Annotated in this window: 20 protein-coding genes; 15 read left to right on the top strand and 5 right to left on the bottom strand. The window is 70.8% G+C overall.

Features of this window, described 5'->3' with window-relative positions:
- A partial coding sequence (locus DID99_RS23675) for a TerC family protein (protein WP_148093542.1) occupies positions 1-442 on the top strand: 442 nt, incomplete at its 5' end.
- A 61-nt stretch (positions 443-503) separates the two neighbouring features.
- Complete coding sequence (locus DID99_RS23670; RefSeq protein ID WP_124667618.1) at positions 504-806, top strand: zf-TFIIB domain-containing protein; 303 nt, start codon at positions 504-506, stop codon at positions 804-806.
- Positions 807-926: 120 nt separating this feature from the next.
- Here DID99_RS23670 and DID99_RS23665 read toward each other — a convergent pair whose 3' ends face one another.
- The gene (locus DID99_RS23665) at positions 927-1,349 is read right to left on the bottom strand and encodes an Hsp20/alpha crystallin family protein (RefSeq protein ID WP_124667617.1); all 423 of its coding nucleotides are present in this window, start codon (positions 1,347-1,349) and stop codon (positions 927-929) included.
- Between the two features lie 16 nt (positions 1,350-1,365).
- Positions 1,366-1,806 (bottom strand): Hsp20/alpha crystallin family protein, encoded by a 441-nt coding sequence (locus tag DID99_RS23660; protein WP_044844922.1) that lies wholly within the window; start codon positions 1,804-1,806, stop codon positions 1,366-1,368.
- Between the two features lie 245 nt (positions 1,807-2,051).
- Here DID99_RS23660 and DID99_RS23655 point away from each other — a divergent pair, with 245 nt between their 5' ends.
- Positions 2,052-2,969, top strand: coding sequence for a 3-hydroxyacyl-CoA dehydrogenase NAD-binding domain-containing protein (locus DID99_RS23655; RefSeq protein WP_124487560.1), 918 nt, complete (start codon positions 2,052-2,054; stop codon positions 2,967-2,969).
- A 38-nt stretch (positions 2,970-3,007) separates the two neighbouring features.
- On the opposite strand, the gene DID99_RS23650 is transcribed toward DID99_RS23655, so the two are convergent.
- Positions 3,008-3,289 carry a DUF4148 domain-containing protein gene (locus DID99_RS23650; protein ID WP_124571587.1) on the bottom strand — a complete coding sequence of 94 codons (282 nt, stop codon included), beginning with the start codon at positions 3,287-3,289 and terminating at the stop codon, positions 3,008-3,010.
- 171 nt (positions 3,290-3,460) lie between these two features.
- Positions 3,461-4,309 (bottom strand): LysR substrate-binding domain-containing protein, encoded by an 849-nt coding sequence (locus DID99_RS23645; protein ID WP_039322076.1) that lies wholly within the window; start codon positions 4,307-4,309, stop codon positions 3,461-3,463.
- A 331-nt stretch (positions 4,310-4,640) separates the two neighbouring features.
- Here DID99_RS23645 and madL point away from each other — a divergent pair, with 331 nt between their 5' ends.
- From madL to DID99_RS23590, 11 genes are all read left to right on the top strand, one after another.
- A complete protein-coding gene (gene madL, locus DID99_RS23640; RefSeq protein ID WP_044844919.1) occupies positions 4,641-5,036 on the top strand; it encodes a malonate transporter subunit MadL in 396 nt (131 codons plus the stop codon).
- 11 nt (positions 5,037-5,047) lie between these two features.
- Entirely contained in the window at positions 5,048-5,815 is a 768-nt protein-coding gene (gene madM / locus DID99_RS23635; protein ID WP_124667616.1) for a malonate transporter subunit MadM, read from the top strand.
- A gap of 168 nt (positions 5,816-5,983) precedes the next feature.
- Positions 5,984-7,657 (top strand): malonate decarboxylase subunit alpha, encoded by a 1,674-nt coding sequence (gene mdcA / locus DID99_RS23630; protein ID WP_124667615.1) that lies wholly within the window; start codon positions 5,984-5,986, stop codon positions 7,655-7,657.
- Positions 7,658-7,667: 10 nt separating this feature from the next.
- Positions 7,668-7,982 carry a malonate decarboxylase acyl carrier protein gene (mdcC, locus tag DID99_RS23625; protein ID WP_124667614.1) on the top strand — a complete coding sequence of 105 codons (315 nt, stop codon included), beginning with the start codon at positions 7,668-7,670 and terminating at the stop codon, positions 7,980-7,982.
- Positions 7,979-8,914: a biotin-independent malonate decarboxylase subunit beta gene (locus DID99_RS23620; RefSeq protein WP_124571584.1), complete on the top strand. Its 936-nt coding sequence runs from the start codon at positions 7,979-7,981 to the stop codon at positions 8,912-8,914. The genes mdcC and DID99_RS23620 overlap by 4 nt, the downstream gene beginning before the upstream one ends.
- The gene (gene mdcE, locus DID99_RS23615; RefSeq protein ID WP_044844914.1) at positions 8,901-9,608 is read left to right on the top strand and encodes a biotin-independent malonate decarboxylase subunit gamma; all 708 of its coding nucleotides are present in this window, start codon (positions 8,901-8,903) and stop codon (positions 9,606-9,608) included. The genes DID99_RS23620 and mdcE overlap by 14 nt, the downstream gene beginning before the upstream one ends.
- Positions 9,595-10,263: a malonate decarboxylase holo-[acyl-carrier-protein] synthase gene (gene mdcG, locus DID99_RS23610; RefSeq protein WP_124571583.1), complete on the top strand. Its 669-nt coding sequence runs from the start codon at positions 9,595-9,597 to the stop codon at positions 10,261-10,263. The genes mdcE and mdcG overlap by 14 nt, the downstream gene beginning before the upstream one ends.
- Positions 10,260-11,126: a triphosphoribosyl-dephospho-CoA synthase MdcB gene (gene mdcB, locus DID99_RS23605; RefSeq protein WP_124667613.1), complete on the top strand. Its 867-nt coding sequence runs from the start codon at positions 10,260-10,262 to the stop codon at positions 11,124-11,126. The genes mdcG and mdcB overlap by 4 nt, the downstream gene beginning before the upstream one ends.
- On the top strand, positions 11,123-12,055 hold the full coding sequence (locus DID99_RS23600; protein ID WP_124667612.1) for an acyltransferase domain-containing protein: 933 nt from the start codon (positions 11,123-11,125) through the stop codon (positions 12,053-12,055). The genes mdcB and DID99_RS23600 overlap by 4 nt, the downstream gene beginning before the upstream one ends.
- Before the next feature lie 161 nt (positions 12,056-12,216).
- Positions 12,217-12,738 (top strand): phospholipase D-like domain-containing protein, encoded by a 522-nt coding sequence (locus DID99_RS23595; RefSeq protein ID WP_124487570.1) that lies wholly within the window; start codon positions 12,217-12,219, stop codon positions 12,736-12,738.
- A gap of 175 nt (positions 12,739-12,913) precedes the next feature.
- Positions 12,914-13,582 carry a phosphoribosyltransferase gene (locus DID99_RS23590; RefSeq protein ID WP_124571580.1) on the top strand — a complete coding sequence of 223 codons (669 nt, stop codon included), beginning with the start codon at positions 12,914-12,916 and terminating at the stop codon, positions 13,580-13,582.
- On the opposite strand, the gene phaZ is transcribed toward DID99_RS23590, so the two are convergent.
- Positions 13,569-14,792 (bottom strand): polyhydroxyalkanoate depolymerase, encoded by a 1,224-nt coding sequence (gene phaZ / locus DID99_RS23585; RefSeq protein ID WP_124667611.1) that lies wholly within the window; start codon positions 14,790-14,792, stop codon positions 13,569-13,571. The genes DID99_RS23590 and phaZ overlap by 14 nt on opposite strands.
- A gap of 181 nt (positions 14,793-14,973) precedes the next feature.
- Between phaZ and DID99_RS23580 the strand changes: the two genes are divergently transcribed.
- Positions 14,974-15,603, top strand: a complete 630-nt coding sequence (locus DID99_RS23580; RefSeq protein ID WP_124667610.1) for a glutathione S-transferase — start codon at positions 14,974-14,976, stop codon at positions 15,601-15,603.
- Positions 15,604-15,944: the final 341 nt, after the last annotated feature.

Below are 15,944 nucleotides of genomic sequence, written 5' to 3'. Positions count from 1 at the left end.
GACCACCGAGATCCATCACCACGTGTCGCATGACGGCGACGGCGCGGGCGCATCCGGCGGCGCGGCCGGCCTGACGATGTGGGCCGCGATCGGCCAGATCGTGATGCTCGACATCGTGTTCTCGATCGACAGCATCGTGACCGCGATCGGCATGACCGAGCACGTCCCGATCATGTTCGTCGCGGTGATCGTCGCGGTGTCCGTGATGCTGTTCGCCGCCCAGCCGCTCGCACGCTTCATCGACCGCAACCCGACCATCGTGATGCTCGCGCTGTCGTTCCTCGTCGTGATCGGCATGACGCTGATCGCGGAAGGCTTCGGGTCGCACGTGCCGAAGGGCTATATCTACGCGGCCATGGCGTTCTCGGCGTTCGTCGAGGGCATGAACATGCTGGCGCGGCGCGCGAAGGCGAAGCGCGTGGCGCGCGGCGAAGGTCGCTGAGCCAGGCGGGCGGGCCGTGGCCAGCCCTCGATTCGGAATGTCCGACGAAAGGAGAAACGCGATGAAATGTCCGGTCTGCAAGACGCCCGACCTGCTGATGGCCGAGCGGCAATCGATCGAGATCGACTACTGTCCGACGTGCCGCGGCGTGTGGCTCGATCGCGGCGAACTCGACAAGCTGATCGCGCGCGGAACCGGCGATGGGCCGGCGCGCCGCGACGAGGTGCCGGTGCGGCACGATGCGCAGGCGCCGCGCGGGCGTGACGACGGCTGGGGGCGCGACGGCCGCGTGCCCGACGACCGTTACCGGCACGACGGCCGGCGTCGCAAGAAGTCGGTGTTCGACCTGTTCGATTTCGATTGAACGCGACGGCGAGCGTGTCCTGCTCGGCACATCGAAAAAAAGCCCCGCCGCGCGTCATGCCCGGCGGGGCTTCGTCATTCGTCATTCGTCATGCGCGTCGCGGACGAACACGCGCCGACGTTACGCGTTGCCGGCCGTCACGTCGATGCGGCGCGGGCGCGTTTCCTCGCGGCGCGGAATCGTCAGCGTGAGCACGCCGTCGCGCAGGCTCGCATCGATCCGCGACGTGTCGAGGTCGGGGCTCAGCACGAACGTGCGCACGTAGCGCGGCGCGCGGACTTCGGCGTGACGCACGCGCAGGTCGGCCGGCGTGTCGATGCGTGTGTCGGCTTCGATCGTCAGCGTGTTGTCGTGCACCTTCACGTCGAGGTTTTCGCGCGGCACGCCGGGCAGGTCGGCACGCAGCGTGACGCGCTGCCTGTCTTCGACGATATCGACGGCCGGCGTGATCGCGGGCCGGCGCGCGGCTTCGGCGGCGGCTGCCTGCGTGGCACCGGTCTGGCGTTCGGTCAGGGTCTGGCTCTGGCTCTGGCTCGTATTCATATCGTTCTCCTGAAGGTTACTGAACGGTGATCGCGCGCGGCTTCGAGGCCTCGCGCCGGCCGACGCGAATCAGCAGGCAGCCGTTCTCATAGCGGGCGCTGACGTTGTCGGCGTCCGCGTTCTGCGGCAGCTCGACCACGCGGCGGAACGCGCCGTGAAAGCGCTCCTGCGCGTAGGTGCGTACGTCGTCGCCGGCGTCGTGCGGTGCGGGTTTGCGCTCACCGCTGATCGTCAGCAGGTCCTTGTCGATCGAGACGTCGAAGTCGGCCGCGGCCATCCCGGGAGCGAACGCGACGATCTCGATCGCGTCGTCGGTCGCGCCGACGTTCAGCGCGGGGAACGCGCTCGGACGCACCGCGCGGATGCCGGTCGGGGGCTCGCCGAACAGGCTCGCCATCTGCCGCTGTACCCGGGCGAATTCGTCGAACAGGTCGTGACCGAAATGAATACCGCTCATGAGGATCCTCCGGAACATGAGACGCGAAAGACACGATGGCGCGACGCCGATGGCGAGTGCGACGCACGGTTTTCCGCTGAGTCGAAACGGGGGCAGTGCGCGTGACGGGCACTGCCTGGCAACGGGTAATTAGAGGCCGCCGCGGTCGTTTTCAAGAGGGAAAGTGCAATCGGCATCAACGCGTCGTGACGGGGATCGATGCGACAATCGTCGCGCTATCCACAGACCACGGAGACGGAACGGACATGGAGATTCAACGCATCGCGATCGTCGGGGCCGGCGTGATCGGCGCGAGCTGGGCGGCTTTCTATCTGTCGAAGGGCTTCGACGTCGTCGCGACCGATCCCGCACCGCAGGCCGACGCGCGGCTGCGCGACGCGCTCGCGGCCTTCCTCGGCGAGCGGGCCGCCGAACTTTCCGCGCGGCTGTCGTTCGACGCCGATCTCGTGCGCGCGCTCGACGGCGTCGATTTCGTGCAGGAAAACGGCCCCGAGCGGCTCGACCTGAAGCGCGCGCTGTACCGGCAGATGGACGACGTGCTGCCCGCGCGCGTGCCGATCGCGTCGAGCTCGTCGGGCCTGAAGATGTCCGAGATCCAGACCGCGTGCGACAGGCATCCGGAACGCTGCCTGATCGCGCATCCGTTCAACCCGCCGCACCTGATTCCGCTCGTCGAGCTGGTCGGCGGCAGCGCGACCGACCCGAGCGTGATCGCGCGCGTGAAGGCGTTCTACGACGCACTCGGCAAGCAGACGATCGTGCTCAACAAGGAGATGACCGGCCACGTCGCGAACCGGCTCGCGGCCGCGCTGTTTCGCGAGGTGTATCACCTCGTCGGCGAAGGCGTGGTGAGTGTCGCCGATGCGGACAAGGCGGTCGCGTGGGGGCCGGGCCTGCGCTGGGGCTTGATGGGGCAGTGCCTGACCTATCACCTCGGCGGTGGCGCGGGCGGGATCGCACACTTCCTCGAACACCTGTCGGGGCCGATCACGACGTGGTGGGACGACCTCGGCACGCCGTCGTTCGATCCGGCCGTCGATCGCAAGCTGAACGACGAACTGCGCGCGATCCAGGGCGAGCGTTCGATGCAGGAACTGGCGGCCGAGCGCGACCGGCTGCTCGTCGAGCTGATCGACGCGCGCCGCCGCAGCTTCCTGCCCTGAGCGCGTCGCCGCGCGGCGTTCCGGTCGCGCCGGGAAGGCTATTGCTGCACGGCCGCTTGCGGTGCCGGCTGCGGCGTCTGCGCGAGCCACGCGGGCAGCGCGGCCTGCACCAGTTCGCGATTGCGCGCGCGCGTCGCGGCATCCGGCGGATAGTTGCCGTCGTTGGTCGGCAATTCGCCGTCGAGGTAGGCCTGCTTCAGCTGGGCGACGACTTCCGCGCGCGTGAGGCCCTGCGCGGGGGCGGCGGCATCGGTTTGCGCAAAGGCGGGGGACAGCAGCGCGGCTGCGGCGGCCGCGACGGCGATTCGCACGACGTTCATGGTGTGCTCCGATCAAGGGGACGGGACAGCGGACGCGCGGCACACTGCCGTGCGTTCCGATGCGGCCCATTGTCGCGAGCGGGGACTGCGCGGACGCTGACGCGTTCCGGGCAAGATGGTCAGTTGCGCGCGAACACCGCGGCGGCGTTGGCGTGAAGGCGGCAGCCAGCCTTACAGCTCGGCCGCCGCCGCGATCAGCGTCGCTTCGAGCGCGAGCGTCGAGCGCGACGCGGCCGCCGGCCGGTCGATCACGTATTCGAGTTCGCCGAGTTCGGGGAGCCCCGCGTCGAGCCGCGCGAGCCCGGCCGGAATCACGTAGCCGGCGAACGCGCTGACGCCGAGCCCCGCGCTCGCGGCCGCGCGCAGCACCGCGATGCTGCTGCTCACGACGGCGATCCGGTAAGGGCGGCCGACCGCCTCGAGCGACTCGAGCACGCGGCGGCGCGATACGCTCGGCTCCGGATGCATCGCGAGCGGCAGCACGGCCTCGTGGCCGGTGATCCGCGAATCGGGGCCGGTGCACCAGTACAGCGGTTCGCTGCGGATCACGCGGCCGCGCCGGCTGCCCGCGACGCGTTTCGCGAACACGAGGTCGTGACGGCCTTCGTCGAGCGCATCGAACAGGTCGCCCGACAGCCCGGTCGAGATCGCCAGCTCGACTTCCGGATTGCGCTGCACGAAGCTCGCGAGCGCGGCCGTCAGGTGCGCGGACGCGAAATCCTCCGACATCGCGAGCCGCACCTTGCCCGACAGCGGCGGGCCACACACCGACGTGACGGCCTCGTCCATCAGCTCGAGGATGCGCACCGCGTAGCGGAACAGTGCATCGCCGTGCTGCGACAGGTGCACGTTGCGCGTGTCGCGCTCGAACAGCGGCCGGTCGAGCAGTTCCTCGAGGCGGCGAATGTGCTGGCTGACGGTCGACTGCGACAGGCTCACGCGTTCGGACGCGGCGGTGAAACTGCCGGACTGGGCGACGGCGACGAAGCTGCGCAGCAGCTCGGGCGGTAATGGACGCATTGCTAAATCCACTGAATCGGTTTCGACAACTTCATAAATGGCCGGATGGTGCGGCGCTAGTATCGGATCACGCGCTGGTGCGGCCCATGCAAACGGGGCGCCGGACGCGTAGCCCGTGTCGCGCCGCCGGCTCCATCGGTCAGTCTAAGCCATCCGGCGTCCGGCCCGAAACCGCATCATCCCATCGACCGCCTGAGAACGCGCTCGCACGACGAGCCGCCGGGCCGCGGCGCCCCGCCGCAGGAGACACCCAGTCCGCGCCCGGAACCGGCATGCGGGCCCGACTCCCGCACGCGTCAGGCACCCGTCACGAAGAGACTGGAGACGACTCATGATCATCTACGGAACCGCGCTGCTGGCGTTCTGCCATCTGGCCGGACTGTTCCTCGGCGACCTGCTGGGCGCAGCGATCGGCGTGAAGACCAACGTCGGCGGCGTCGGCATCGCGATGCTGCTGCTGATCTGCCTGCGCCTGTGGCTGCACCGGCGCGGCTGGCTGCCGAAGGAGACCGAGGCCGGCGTCGGTTTCTGGGGCGCGATGTACATCCCGGTCGTCGTCGCGATGGCCGCGAACCAGAACGTCGTCGCCGCGCTGAAGGGCGGGCCGGTCGCGCTGCTCGCCGCCATCGGCGCGGTCGCGATCTGCGCATGCTGCATCGCGGTACTCGTGCGCACCGGGCGCGACGACACGGCCTTCGCGGGCGTGCCGCAATTCGAAGAACAGTAACGGAGGCCGCGATGCTGCAGATGCTCGAAAAAACCGTCGCCCACAACGGGCTCGTCGCGTCGTTCGCGCTGGTCGGCCTGATCATGTGGCTGTCGTCGCTCGCGTCGCGCAGGCTCACTTTCGGCCGCGTGCACGGCTCGGCGATCGCGATCGTGATCGGCCTCGTGCTTGCGTACGTCGGCGGCGCGTTCACCGGCGGCGAGAAGGGGCTGGCCGACGTCAAGCTGTTCGCCGGCATCGGCCTGATGGGCGGCGCGATGCTGCGCGATTTCGCGATCGTCGCGACCGCGTTCGAAGTGCAGCCGACCGAGGCGCGCAAGGCCGGCCTCGTCGGCGTCGTGTCGCTGCTGCTCGGCACCGTGCTGCCGTTCATCGTCGGCGCGTGCATCGCGCGCGCGTTCGGCTATACCGATGCGGTCAGCATGACGACCATCGGCGCGGGCGCGGTCACCTACATCGTCGGGCCCGTCACGGGCGCGGCGATCGGCGCGAGCTCCGACGTGATCGCGCTCAGCATCGCGACGGGCCTCGTGAAGGCGATCATCGTGATGGTCGGCACGCCGGTCGCGGCCAACTTCATGGGTCTGAAGACGCCACGCTCCGCGATGATCTTCGGCGGCCTCGCCGGCACCGTGAGCGGCGTGAGCGCGGGCCTCGCGGCGACGGATCGCCGGCTCGTGCCGTACGGCGCGCTGGTCGCGACGTTCCATACCGGCGTCGGCTGCCTGCTCGGGCCGTCGGTGCTGTTCTTCACGACACGCGCGCTGGTCGGCGCATAACCGCCACGCGTGCGATCCGGGCGACCCGTGCGCAAGCACCGGCGTGCGCGGGCCGCGGCGGGGCCGCATCCATCGCGGCGTCCTCTGAGTCGCATTCGTCAACATCATCAATCGGCGGCGGCGCCAGGCTTAGAATGCCGCTGAACCATCGAAGCGGGAGAACTGTTCATGACGGGATGGAATCACGCGCGGCAGGCGCGCGATGCACGCCTCGCGGCCGGCGCGGCTTTCGCGTGGCCCAAGGCCACTTCCTCCGGGGCGCGCGGCAAGCGGGTCGATGCGCGCGACACCGTCGCGTTGCTCGAAGCGGTGCTGCGGCCCGGCGACCGCGTTTGCCTCGAAGGCGACAACCAGAAGCAGGCCGACCTGCTCGCCATCGCGCTCGCCGACGTCGACAGCGCGAAGATCCACGACCTGCACATGGTGCAGTCGGGCGTCGTGCTGCCCGAGCATCTCGACGTGTTCGAGCGCGGCATCGCGAAGCGTCTCGACTTCGCGTATTCGGGCCCGCAGTCGCAGCGCATCGCGAAGCTGCTGTTCGGCGGCAAGATCGCGCTCGGCGCGGTGCACACCTATCTTGAACTGTTCGCCCGCTACTTCATCGATCTCACGCCGCAGGTCGCGCTGATCGCGGCGGTCAGCGCCGATGCCGACGGCAACCTGTACACCGGCCCGAACACGGAAGACACGCCGACCGTCGTCGAAGCCACCGCGTTCAAGGACGGCATCGTGATCGCGCAGGTCGACCGCATCGTCGACAAGGTGCCGCGCGTCGACATTCCGGGCGACCGCGTGCATTTCGTCGTCGAGGCCGGCCGGCCGTTCTACGTCGAGCCGCTGTTCACGCGCGACCCGGCCGCGATCACCGAGACCCAGATCCTGACCGCGATGCTCGCGATCAAGGGCATCTACGAACCGTACGGGATCAAGCGCCTGAACCACGGGATCGGCTTCAACACGGCCGCGATCGAGCTGCTGCTGCCGACCTACGGCGCGAAGCTCGGGCTGAAGGGCAAGGTCTGCACGCACTGGGCGCTCAATCCGCACCCGACGCTGATTCCCGCGATCGAATCGGGCTGGGTCGAGCAGATTCACTGCTTCGGCTCCGAAGTCGGGATGGACGACTACATCCGCGCGCGCTCCGACGTATGGTTCACGGGCCCCGACGGGTCGCTGCGCTCGAACCGCGCGTTCTGCCAGACCGCCGGCCTCTACGCATGCGACATGTTCATCGGCTCGACGCTGCAGATCGACCTGTCCGGCCATTCGTCGACGGTCACGGCCGAGCGCATCGCCGGGTTCGGCGGCGCGCCGAACATGGGCAGCGACGCGCGCGGGCGGCGTCACCCGAGCGCGCCGTGGCTGAAGGCCGGCGCGGAGGCCGACCCCGACACGCCGGCGGCGCTCAGGCGCGGCCGCAAGCTGGTCGTGCAGATCGGCGAGACGTTCGGCGACAAGAACGTGCCGATGTTCGTCGAGAAGCTCGACGCGCTGAAGCTCGCCGACAAGCTGCAGCTCGACCTCGCGCCGATCATGGTCTACGGCGACGACGTCACGCACATCGTCACCGAGGAAGGGATCGCGAACCTGCTGATGTGCCGCGACAAGGACGAACGCGAGCACGCGATCCGCGGCGTGGCCGGCTATACGGAAGTCGGCCGCGGGCGCGATCGCAGGCTGGTCGAGCGGCTGCGCGAGCGCGGCGTGATCCGCCGCCCGGAGGATCTCGGTATCGATCCGCTCGACGCCGACCGCCGCTGGCTTGCCGCGCGCTCGATCAAGGATCTCGTGCACTGGTCGGGCGGCCTGTATGCGCCGCCGGCCCGGTTCCGCAACTGGTGAGGACAAGGGCATGGAACAGTTGAACTATCGCTTCACCGCGCGCGAACGCGCGCAGGGCGAACTGGCCACGGTGCTCGTCGGCGTGGTCGCGTCCGGCAATCTCGAGGTGCTCGTCGAGCGCGTGCTGCCGGGCAACGAATGCGAGATCGACATCCGCACCGCGGCGGTCGGTTTCGGCGCGGTGTGGCAGGCCGTCGTGTCGGACTTCGTCGAACGGCGCGCGCCGGGCGGCCTGAAGCTGTCGATCAACGACGGCGGCGCGCGGCCCGACATGGTGTCGCTGCGGCTCGCGCAAGCCGTGCGAGCGATCGAGGGAGGCGCATGATGACCGACGCGATCCACGACGCACCCGCATTCGTCGCGAACCGCGCGAGCTGGTACGAAGCGTCGGCGCGCCAGCGCGTCGACGGGCTGCTCGACGCGGGCAGCTTCACCGAATTTCTCGGGCCGGGCGATCGTGTGACGAGCCCGCACCTGCCGCTGTTCGACCTGCCGCAGCAGTTCGACGACGGGATGGTGGTCGGCCGCGGCCGGCTCGACGGCACGCCGGTGTTGGTCGCCGCGCAGGAGGGCCGCTTCATGGGCGGCGCGTTCGGCGAGGTACACGGCGCGAAGCTCACGGGGCTGCTGCGTGCGGCGCGCGACCTCGGCACGCCGGTGCTGATCCTGTTCGATACGGGTGGCGTGCGGCTGCAGGAAGCGAATGCGGGCGAACTGGCGATCGCCGAGATCATGCGTGCGCTCGTCGAGGCACGCGCGGCCGGCGTGCCGGTGATTGGGCTGATCGGCGGGCGTGCGGGCTGCTACGGCGGCGGCGGGCTGCTTGCCGCGTGCTGTTCGGCGCTCGCGGTGTCCGAGCAGGGGCGCATCAGCGTGTCGGGGCCCGAGGTGATCGAGACCAATCGCGGCGTCGAGGAATTCGACGCGAAGGATCGCGCGCTGATCTGGCGCACGATGGGCGGCAAGCACCGCCGGCTGATCGGCGGCGCGGACCGCTACGTGGCCGATACGCCCGACGCGTTTCGCGCGGCCGCGCTCGACCTGATCGGCCGTGCGCCGAAATTCGACGCGGCGATGCTGCGCGCGGAGCAGGCGCGTCTCGAAGCGCGCGTCGAACGGTTCGGCGCATGCAAGGACGCGCTCGACGTGTGGCGTGCGCTCGGCGCGAGCGAGCCGGAAGCGATTCCCGGCATGCCCGACGGTGAATTCGCGAAGCTCGCCGATCAACTGCAGGAGCCGCAGCATGACGCTCGATGAAGTACTGACCTCGCTGTTCCCGAACGGCCACGCGATCACGCGGACCGGCGGCTTGCTGGCGGGCCACGCTGATCTGACCGGCACGCGCGTCGACGTGATCGGCGTCGCCGACCGGCTGCCGTTCGGCATCGACGAAGCCGTGACGCTCGCGTCGCACGTGCTCGACACGATCGGGCGCGGCGGCGACACGCCGATTCTCGTGCTCGTCGACAGCGACAGCCAGCGGATGAGCAAGCGCGACGAACTGCTCGGCCTGAACGAAGGCTTGTCGCATCTCGCGAAATGCCTGATGCACGCGGAGCTCGCCGGGCACCGGACGATCGGCCTGCTGTACGGCCATACGGCCGCGGGCGCGTTCATCGCGACCGCGCTCGCGACGCGCACGCTGCTCGCGTTGCCGGGCGCGGAGCCGGAAGTGATGGACCTGCCGTCGATGTCGCGCGTGACGAAGCTGCCGATCGACGTGCTGAAGGAGATGGCGCGCTCGACGCCGGTGTTCGCGCCGGGGCTCGACAATCTCGTGAAGATGGGCGCCGTCGACGCCGTGCTCGACCCGGCACGCGCGCTCGACGCGCAGGTCGCCGAATGGCTCGGCAAGCCGGCCGATCGCAACGACGTGCGTGCGGCGCGCGGCCGGCCGGTCGCGGCCGACGTCGCGCGGCGTGTCGAGGCACTCGCGCGTGCCGCACGCTGACACGCCGCTGCGCCGCCACACGCTCGTCACGCTGACGGCGGCCGGGTGGGGCGCGGCCTGCGCGCGCGATCCCGCGCTGGCGGCCGATCCGCTCGTGCAGGCGTGGGCCGCGCACGGCTGGCCGCTGATCGTGCGCCGCGCGTCGCCCGACGAGGCCGATGCGGGGCGCATCCCGCTCGGCTTGCCGCTGCCGCCTTCGGCGGGCAAGCGGCGCATTGCAATGAACGTCGCCGCCGACGCGCTCGCGTCGGTCGGTCCGCTGCCCACGCTCGCCGATGTGCTCGCTGTCGCACCCGACGCATGGCACGCGACGCTGCGCGACCTGGCTGCGCTCGGCGCCCGCTGCGGCGTGCAGGGCCGCGTATTCGGCAGCCTCGCATGGCAGGCGCTGACGGGCGAGCGCTACCTGAGCGCGTCGTCCGATCTCGACATCGTGTTTCCGCTGCCTGACGCCGCATCGCTCGCCGCTCTGCTCGACGGCCTGGCGACACTCGATGAACACGCGCCGATGCGCATCGACGGCGAACTGCTGCGCGACGACGGCGCCGGCGTGAACTGGCGCGAGCTGCATGCGCGGCTGCCTGAAGTCGCGGTCAAGACGGCGATGGCCGTCGAATTGATGCCTGCCGACGCATTCACCGGAGGCACGCGATGAGTGCTTGGGCCGCCTGCCGTGCACCGGCGCCGTCCGATGCCGAGCGCATCGCCGAACTCGCCGAGCACAGCCTCGTGCTGGAAATCGACACCTATCCGAAGCCGGGCCTCGTCAGTCACGTCGACAGCGGCAGTCACGCGGACATGGATGCCACGATGTTCGTGCGCAGCGCGGCCGTGCTGCGGCCGTACTTCGCGGAGCTCGCCGAAGCCGGTGCGCGTGACGCCGACATGGCCGTGCTGCGCAAGATCGGGCTGCGCGCGGAACACGCGATGCTTGCCGCGACCGGCGGCGTCAACACGCATCGCGGCGCGATCTTCGGGCTCGGGCTGCTGTGCGCGGCCGCCGGCCGCCGCACGGTGCCGGGCACCGCGGCACGCACGCTGACGCTCGGCGCGTTCGTCGCGCGGCGCTGGGGCACCGAGATCCTCGGCGGCCCGCGGTTGCCCGACAGTCACGGCGAGCGCGCGAGCCGCCGCTACGGCGTCGGCGGCGCGCGTCGCGAGGCGGCCGACGGGTTCACGACCGTGTACGACGTCGGGCTGCCGGCCCTGCGCCGCGCGCGGCCCTGCATGCCGGACGATCCGGAGGCCGCGCGCGTCGACGCCTGCTTCGCGCTGATCGCCGCGCTCGACGATACGAACCTGCTGCACCGCGGCGGGCAGGCCGGCCTCGATTTCGCGCGCGCCACGGCACGCGCATTCGTTGCCCGCGGCGGCATCCGCGCCCGCGACTGGCGACTGCGAGCGGCCGCCGCGCACCGCGCGTTCGTCGCGCGCCGGCTGAGCCCGGGCGGCGCGGCCGACCTGCTGGCGATGAGCGTGTTCGTCGATGCGCTCGAGACGAACGAGGCGGGACGATGACGCTGGCGATCCTCTGTTCGGGGCAAGGTGCGCAGCGTGCGGACATGTTCGAGCTGACCGGCGCGGTGCCGCAAGCCGATGCGCTGTTCGCGCACGCCGGCCGGCTCCTCGGCGACGATCCGCGCGACTGGGTGCGGCACGCCGAACCGGATGCGCTGCGCGAGAACCGCGCTGCGCAGATCCTCTGCACGGTGCAGGCGCTTGCGGTGACGATGTTGCTCGAGGCGATGTGGCCGCGGCGTCGTTGCGTCGCGGGGTACAGCGTCGGCGAAGTCGCATCGTGGAGCGTCGCGGGGATGATCGATCCGCACGACGCGCTGGCGCTGGCCGAGGCGCGCGCGCGCGCCATGGATGCCGCGAGCGGCGGCGATGAACGGATGGCATTCGTGCGCGGGCTCACGCGTGCGCGGCTCGCGCAACTCTGCGACGGCCGCGATGCGGCGATCGCGATCGCCAATCCGGGCGATGCTTACGTGCTGGCCGGGCGGCAGGCCGACGTCGCCGCGGTGGCCGACGCCGCCGCACGCGACGGTGCGCTGCGTGTCGCGCCCGTGTGCGTGCGGATCGCGTCGCACACGCACCGGCTCGCGGCGGCGGTGCCCGCGTTTCGCGCATCGCTGGCCGCCGTGAACGTGCGCCGGCCGCTGCCCGGCACGCGACTGTTTTCGGGGATCGACGGCGCGTCGGTGCTCGATGTCGACGCCGGGCTCGACAAGCTTGCGCGCCAGATCGCGGAGCCGGTCGAGTGGGCGGCCTGCCTGGCCGCGTGCGTCGAGGCCGGCGCGACCGCGTTTCTCGAACTCGGCCCGGGCCGCGCACTGGCCGAGATGGCGGGCGGCGCGTATCCGGCGCTGCCGGCCCGCAGCGTCGCGGATTTCCGTTCCGTCGACGGTATCGCGAGCTGGCTCGCGCGCGTCGCGGCCGGCTGACCGGCGGCGTGCAAGCGGCCGGATCACGCGCCGGAACCGCTTCAAGTCCGCTTCGAATTCCGCTTCGAAATCCGCCTGCCGACCGGTCGTTCCGCGCCGGGTGTTGCGCCGGCGCAGCAGCGCTGCAGCAGGCGCTTGTCATGCGAATTGGCGTCGCTACAATGGCGCCCGCCATGAGACCAGCCGCCTTCCTCGTCGCCGCGCTTTGCTGTGCGGCGACCGCCCACGCCAGCCCGATCCCGTCCGACGCCGCCGCGGTCGGCAGGTACTTTTCGTATGACAATGCGGCGGCCGACGCGACCGTCGACCTGATCGGTCAGGCACAGCGCCGCGTGCTGCTGGCCGGCTACGCGTACGTGCCGCCCGCGGTCGCGGCGGCGCTGCGCGCGGCGCGTTCGCGCGGGATCGACGTACGGGTCGTGCTGGTTCGCTCGCCGCGTGCGGGCAAGTACAGCGGCGCGGGCTATCTGAAATCGGCCGGCATCGACGTGGCGATCGATTCGCGGCACGGCGACCCCGCACCGCGCTTCGTGATCGTCGACGACAGCGTCGCGCTGACGACGCTGTCCGACGACGCGGCCGCGCACGCGGAAACGGTCAACGTGTTCCAGCGTGCGCCGGAACTCGCGCAGTCGTACGCGCAGTCGTTCTGGCGGTTGTATCGGCAGGCCGGCGGGCTCTAAGCGCTTGACGGCGGCCCGCCCCGGGCGAACGCCACCCATCCTATTCCTTGCCGCGATCGGCCTGCCGCGGACGCCGGTATGACCCCGCTTGCATCGGCGTGTCCGATGAACCATGCTCGTTGAACAGGTGCCGGCGCGCAGGTCGCGCATCCGGCCCAACGGCAGGGAGCCGATCTTGACCGAGTGTTTTGCCGATCGCGCCGACGCGGGTCGTCAGCTTGCGCTCGCGCTGCACGACTATGCGGGGCGTCGCGACGTCGTCGTGCTCGCGCTGCCGCGCGGCGGCGTACCGGTTGCATTCCCGATCGCGCAGGCGCTGCGCGCGCCGCTCGACGTGCTGGTCGTGCGCAAGCTCGGCATGCCCTCCGATCCCGAATTCGCGATCGGCGCGATAGCGACCGGCGGGGCGATCCACCTGCAGCACGCGGCGATCCGCGCGATGGGCGTGTCCGATTCCCAGCTGGCCGACGTGATCGTGCGCGAGACCGCCGAACTGCAGCGCCGCGACACGCTGTATCGCGGCGCGCGGCCGCCGCTGCCGGTCGACGGGCGCATCGCGATCGTCGTCGACGACGGAATCGCGACCGGCGCGTCGATGCGCGTCGCACTGCAGGCGCTGCGCAAGCGCCATCCCGCGCGCATCGTGGCCGCCGCACCCGTCGCGCCGGCCGGCGCCCAGCATGCGTTCGACGATCTGGCCGATGCGTTCGTGACGGTGTCGCAGCCGCTGCGCTTCTTCGGGATCAGCCAGTTCTACGCGCGTTTCGACCAGACCGGCGACGACGAGGTGCGCGCGCTCCTCGATGCTGCCCACGGGCCGGACGACGACCTCACGTCCGCCTGACCCGGCGCCGGCGCGATATCGGGCGAACGGCTTCGGCCTGCGCGAACACGCGCTGCAGCGCCGGATGGACGTTGCCGTGCCAGCGCGCGCCCGTGAACAGCCCGTAGTGATCGCAGTCGTCGATATCGAGACGCTGGCGCTCGCCGGCCTTGAGGCCGCGGCACATGTCGAGTGCCGCATGCGTCTGGCCGGCGCCGGTGACGGCGTCGCAACCGCCTTCGACCGTCAGCAGCGCGACGCCGCGCAGCGCGGCCGGCTCCACGCGCTGGCCGCCGACTTGCCACGTGCCGTTCGCGAGGCACATCCGCTGGAACACGATATCGACGGTGTCCAGGAAGTATTCGGCCGGCATGTCGAGCAGCGCCGTGTATTCGCGCAGCGCGCGCCGCGCGTCCGCCAGCGCCGTCAGGTCGAAGTGCGACGCGGCGCGCGCGTAGTCCTCGATCAGCGTCAGGAAGCGTTGCGGATACAGCAGCGCGATCTCGCCCTGCTGAAGATAGGTCGGGAACACGTGCCGGCCACGGCCGGGGAAGCGGGGCGGCACGATGTCGATCAGGTGGCGGCGGCACCACGTGAGCGAACGGGACGCGGCCGTGGTGCCGAGCGTGGTCGGGTTGATGCGTGCGTCGAGCGGCCCGCCGATCAGCGTGACGCTCGCGGGCGGTGCGTGGCCGCGCGCGGCGCGCAGCGCGAGTGCGCCGAGCGCGGGAACGGTGGCCTGGCATACGGCGACGACGTGCAGCGGCCGGTCGTCGCGGGCGAGCGCGTCGACGAAGCCGTCGAGCGTCGCCACGTACTCGTCGAGCCCGAAGCGGCCCGCCGCGAGCGGGACGTCGCGCGCATTGACCCAGTCGGTCACGCAGACGTCGCCGTCCGCGAGCAGCGCCTCGACGGTCTCCCGCATCATCACGGCCGCGTGCCCCGCTAGCGGCGCACACAGCAGCACCGCGCGCCGCGCATCGTCGCGTGCGAAGCGCCGCAACTGGCAGAACGGCGTGCGCGCGACGATCCGCTCGTCGACGGCCGGCCGCCGGATCTCGAAGCGCGGCGGCCCGGCGGCCGGCCCGAGGAGCGGCTCGAACAGGTCGTCGTAGCACGACGACACGGCGTGCGGCAGCGTCGCGGCGGGCCATACGTCGAACGCGTGGCGCGTCGCTTCGCGCCAGGCGCGCATCCATTCCCGCTGCTGCTCGACGACGTCGTACCACATGGCGAACCTCGAGGCGGAAGGGGGGGAATCTGCATTATGGTCACTCCGGGCGCGCAGCGGGTGTCGGAAACGTGACCGGACGACGCGGATTTCGCCGCGCGTTTCGGCGGCATCGCGCTAGGCACCGGCGCACGGCGCTGCTACAGTCGTCGGTCCCATTCCCTCAAGCGGAGCGTTTGCGATGAAGCTGATCGGCATGCTGGATTCCCCGTTCGTGCGCCGTGTCGCCATATCGGCGAAGCTGCTCGACCTGCCGTTCGAACACGAGTCGGTCTCGGTGTTTCGTCAGTTCGACCGGTTCCGGTCGTTCAGCCCGGTCGTGAAGGCGCCGACGCTCGTGACCGACGACGGTGCGACGCTGCTTGATTCGTCGCTGATCGTCGACTACTTCGACCATCGCGTCGCGCCGGAGCGGCGCCTGTTGCCCGACGCCGCCGACGCGCGGCTGCGCACGCTGGTGCCGGTGGGCCTCGCGCTGGCGGCGGCCGAGAAGACGGTGCAGGTGGTGTACGAGCACGCGTTGCGACCGACCGACAAGCAGCACGCGCCGTGGCTCGAGCGCGTGCTGAGCCAGCTCGAGGCTGCGTACGGCGAACTCGAGCCGCTCGTCGCGGCCGCGAACGGCTGGTTCGGCGGCGCGCGGCTGCTGCAGTCCGACGTGACCGTCGCCGTCGCCTGGCGCTTCACGCAATTCATGGCAGCCGATTACCCGGCGCTCGCGCGGATCGATCCGGCCCGGTATCCGGCGCTGGCCGCGCATTCGGCGCGTGCGGAAGCGCTGCCGGCGTTTGTCGAGACGCCGCTCGCCTGAATCCGGCGTCGATCGCGGCGGCACCGGAACGACGGCGGGCGACGGCGGCGCGTCCGGCCCCGCCGCGTCGGAACCGGGCCGGCATTCGGCGCGTATCGACCCAACCGCAGTCCGCGGCGCGTCCGACCGCGCGTTATTGTTCGGCGCGACGTGCTGAAAACCACGTCGCGCCGCTGCGTCTTATGCGCCCGCGCGCTCGTGCGCTGCCCGCCCGGCCCCGTCCGGCAAGGACGTGCCGATTGTTCTCCGCCGCTGACAAGTGACTTCGCAATCGCGCTGTTTATCCGGATGCGGGCCGTCCCTAGAATCCACTCCATCGAATATGCATTGCCTGATGGAGC

This window comes from Burkholderia sp. Bp8986, from assembly GCF_003854225.1.
Lineage (GTDB): Bacteria > Pseudomonadota > Gammaproteobacteria > Burkholderiales > Burkholderiaceae > Burkholderia.
The sequence above is the reverse complement of the archived record's forward strand: the minus strand, read 5'-3'. Positions and strand labels throughout refer to the sequence as shown.

Excerpts from the sequence above, each read along its gene's own strand:
- DID99_RS23665 (WP_124667617.1), bottom strand. The coding sequence starts at position 1,349 with ATGAATACGAGCCAGAGCCAGAGCCAGACCCTGACCGAACGCCAGACC.
- DID99_RS23660 (WP_044844922.1), bottom strand. The coding sequence starts at position 1,806 with ATGAGCGGTATTCATTTCGGTCACGACCTGTTCGACGAATTCGCCCGG.
- madM (WP_124667616.1), top strand. The coding sequence starts at position 5,048 with ATGCTGCAGATGCTCGAAAAAACCGTCGCCCACAACGGGCTCGTCGCG.
- DID99_RS23600 (WP_124667612.1), top strand. The coding sequence starts at position 11,123 with ATGACGCTGGCGATCCTCTGTTCGGGGCAAGGTGCGCAGCGTGCGGAC.
- DID99_RS23670 (WP_124667618.1), top strand. The coding sequence starts at position 504 with ATGAAATGTCCGGTCTGCAAGACGCCCGACCTGCTGATGGCCGAGCGG.
- mdcA (WP_124667615.1), top strand. The coding sequence starts at position 5,984 with ATGACGGGATGGAATCACGCGCGGCAGGCGCGCGATGCACGCCTCGCG.
- DID99_RS23645 (WP_039322076.1), bottom strand. The coding sequence starts at position 4,309 with ATGCGTCCATTACCGCCCGAGCTGCTGCGCAGCTTCGTCGCCGTCGCC.
- DID99_RS23580 (WP_124667610.1), top strand. The coding sequence starts at position 14,974 with ATGAAGCTGATCGGCATGCTGGATTCCCCGTTCGTGCGCCGTGTCGCC.
- mdcE (WP_044844914.1), top strand. The coding sequence starts at position 8,901 with ATGACGCTCGATGAAGTACTGACCTCGCTGTTCCCGAACGGCCACGCG.
- mdcB (WP_124667613.1), top strand. The coding sequence starts at position 10,260 with ATGAGTGCTTGGGCCGCCTGCCGTGCACCGGCGCCGTCCGATGCCGAG.
- DID99_RS23595 (WP_124487570.1), top strand. The coding sequence starts at position 12,217 with ATGGCGCCCGCCATGAGACCAGCCGCCTTCCTCGTCGCCGCGCTTTGC.
- mdcC (WP_124667614.1), top strand. The coding sequence starts at position 7,668 with ATGGAACAGTTGAACTATCGCTTCACCGCGCGCGAACGCGCGCAGGGC.
- DID99_RS23650 (WP_124571587.1), bottom strand. The coding sequence starts at position 3,289 with ATGAACGTCGTGCGAATCGCCGTCGCGGCCGCCGCAGCCGCGCTGCTG.
- DID99_RS23620 (WP_124571584.1), top strand. The coding sequence starts at position 7,979 with ATGATGACCGACGCGATCCACGACGCACCCGCATTCGTCGCGAACCGC.
- madL (WP_044844919.1), top strand. The coding sequence starts at position 4,641 with ATGATCATCTACGGAACCGCGCTGCTGGCGTTCTGCCATCTGGCCGGA.
- DID99_RS23655 (WP_124487560.1), top strand. The coding sequence starts at position 2,052 with ATGGAGATTCAACGCATCGCGATCGTCGGGGCCGGCGTGATCGGCGCG.
- phaZ (WP_124667611.1), bottom strand. The coding sequence starts at position 14,792 with ATGTGGTACGACGTCGTCGAGCAGCAGCGGGAATGGATGCGCGCCTGG.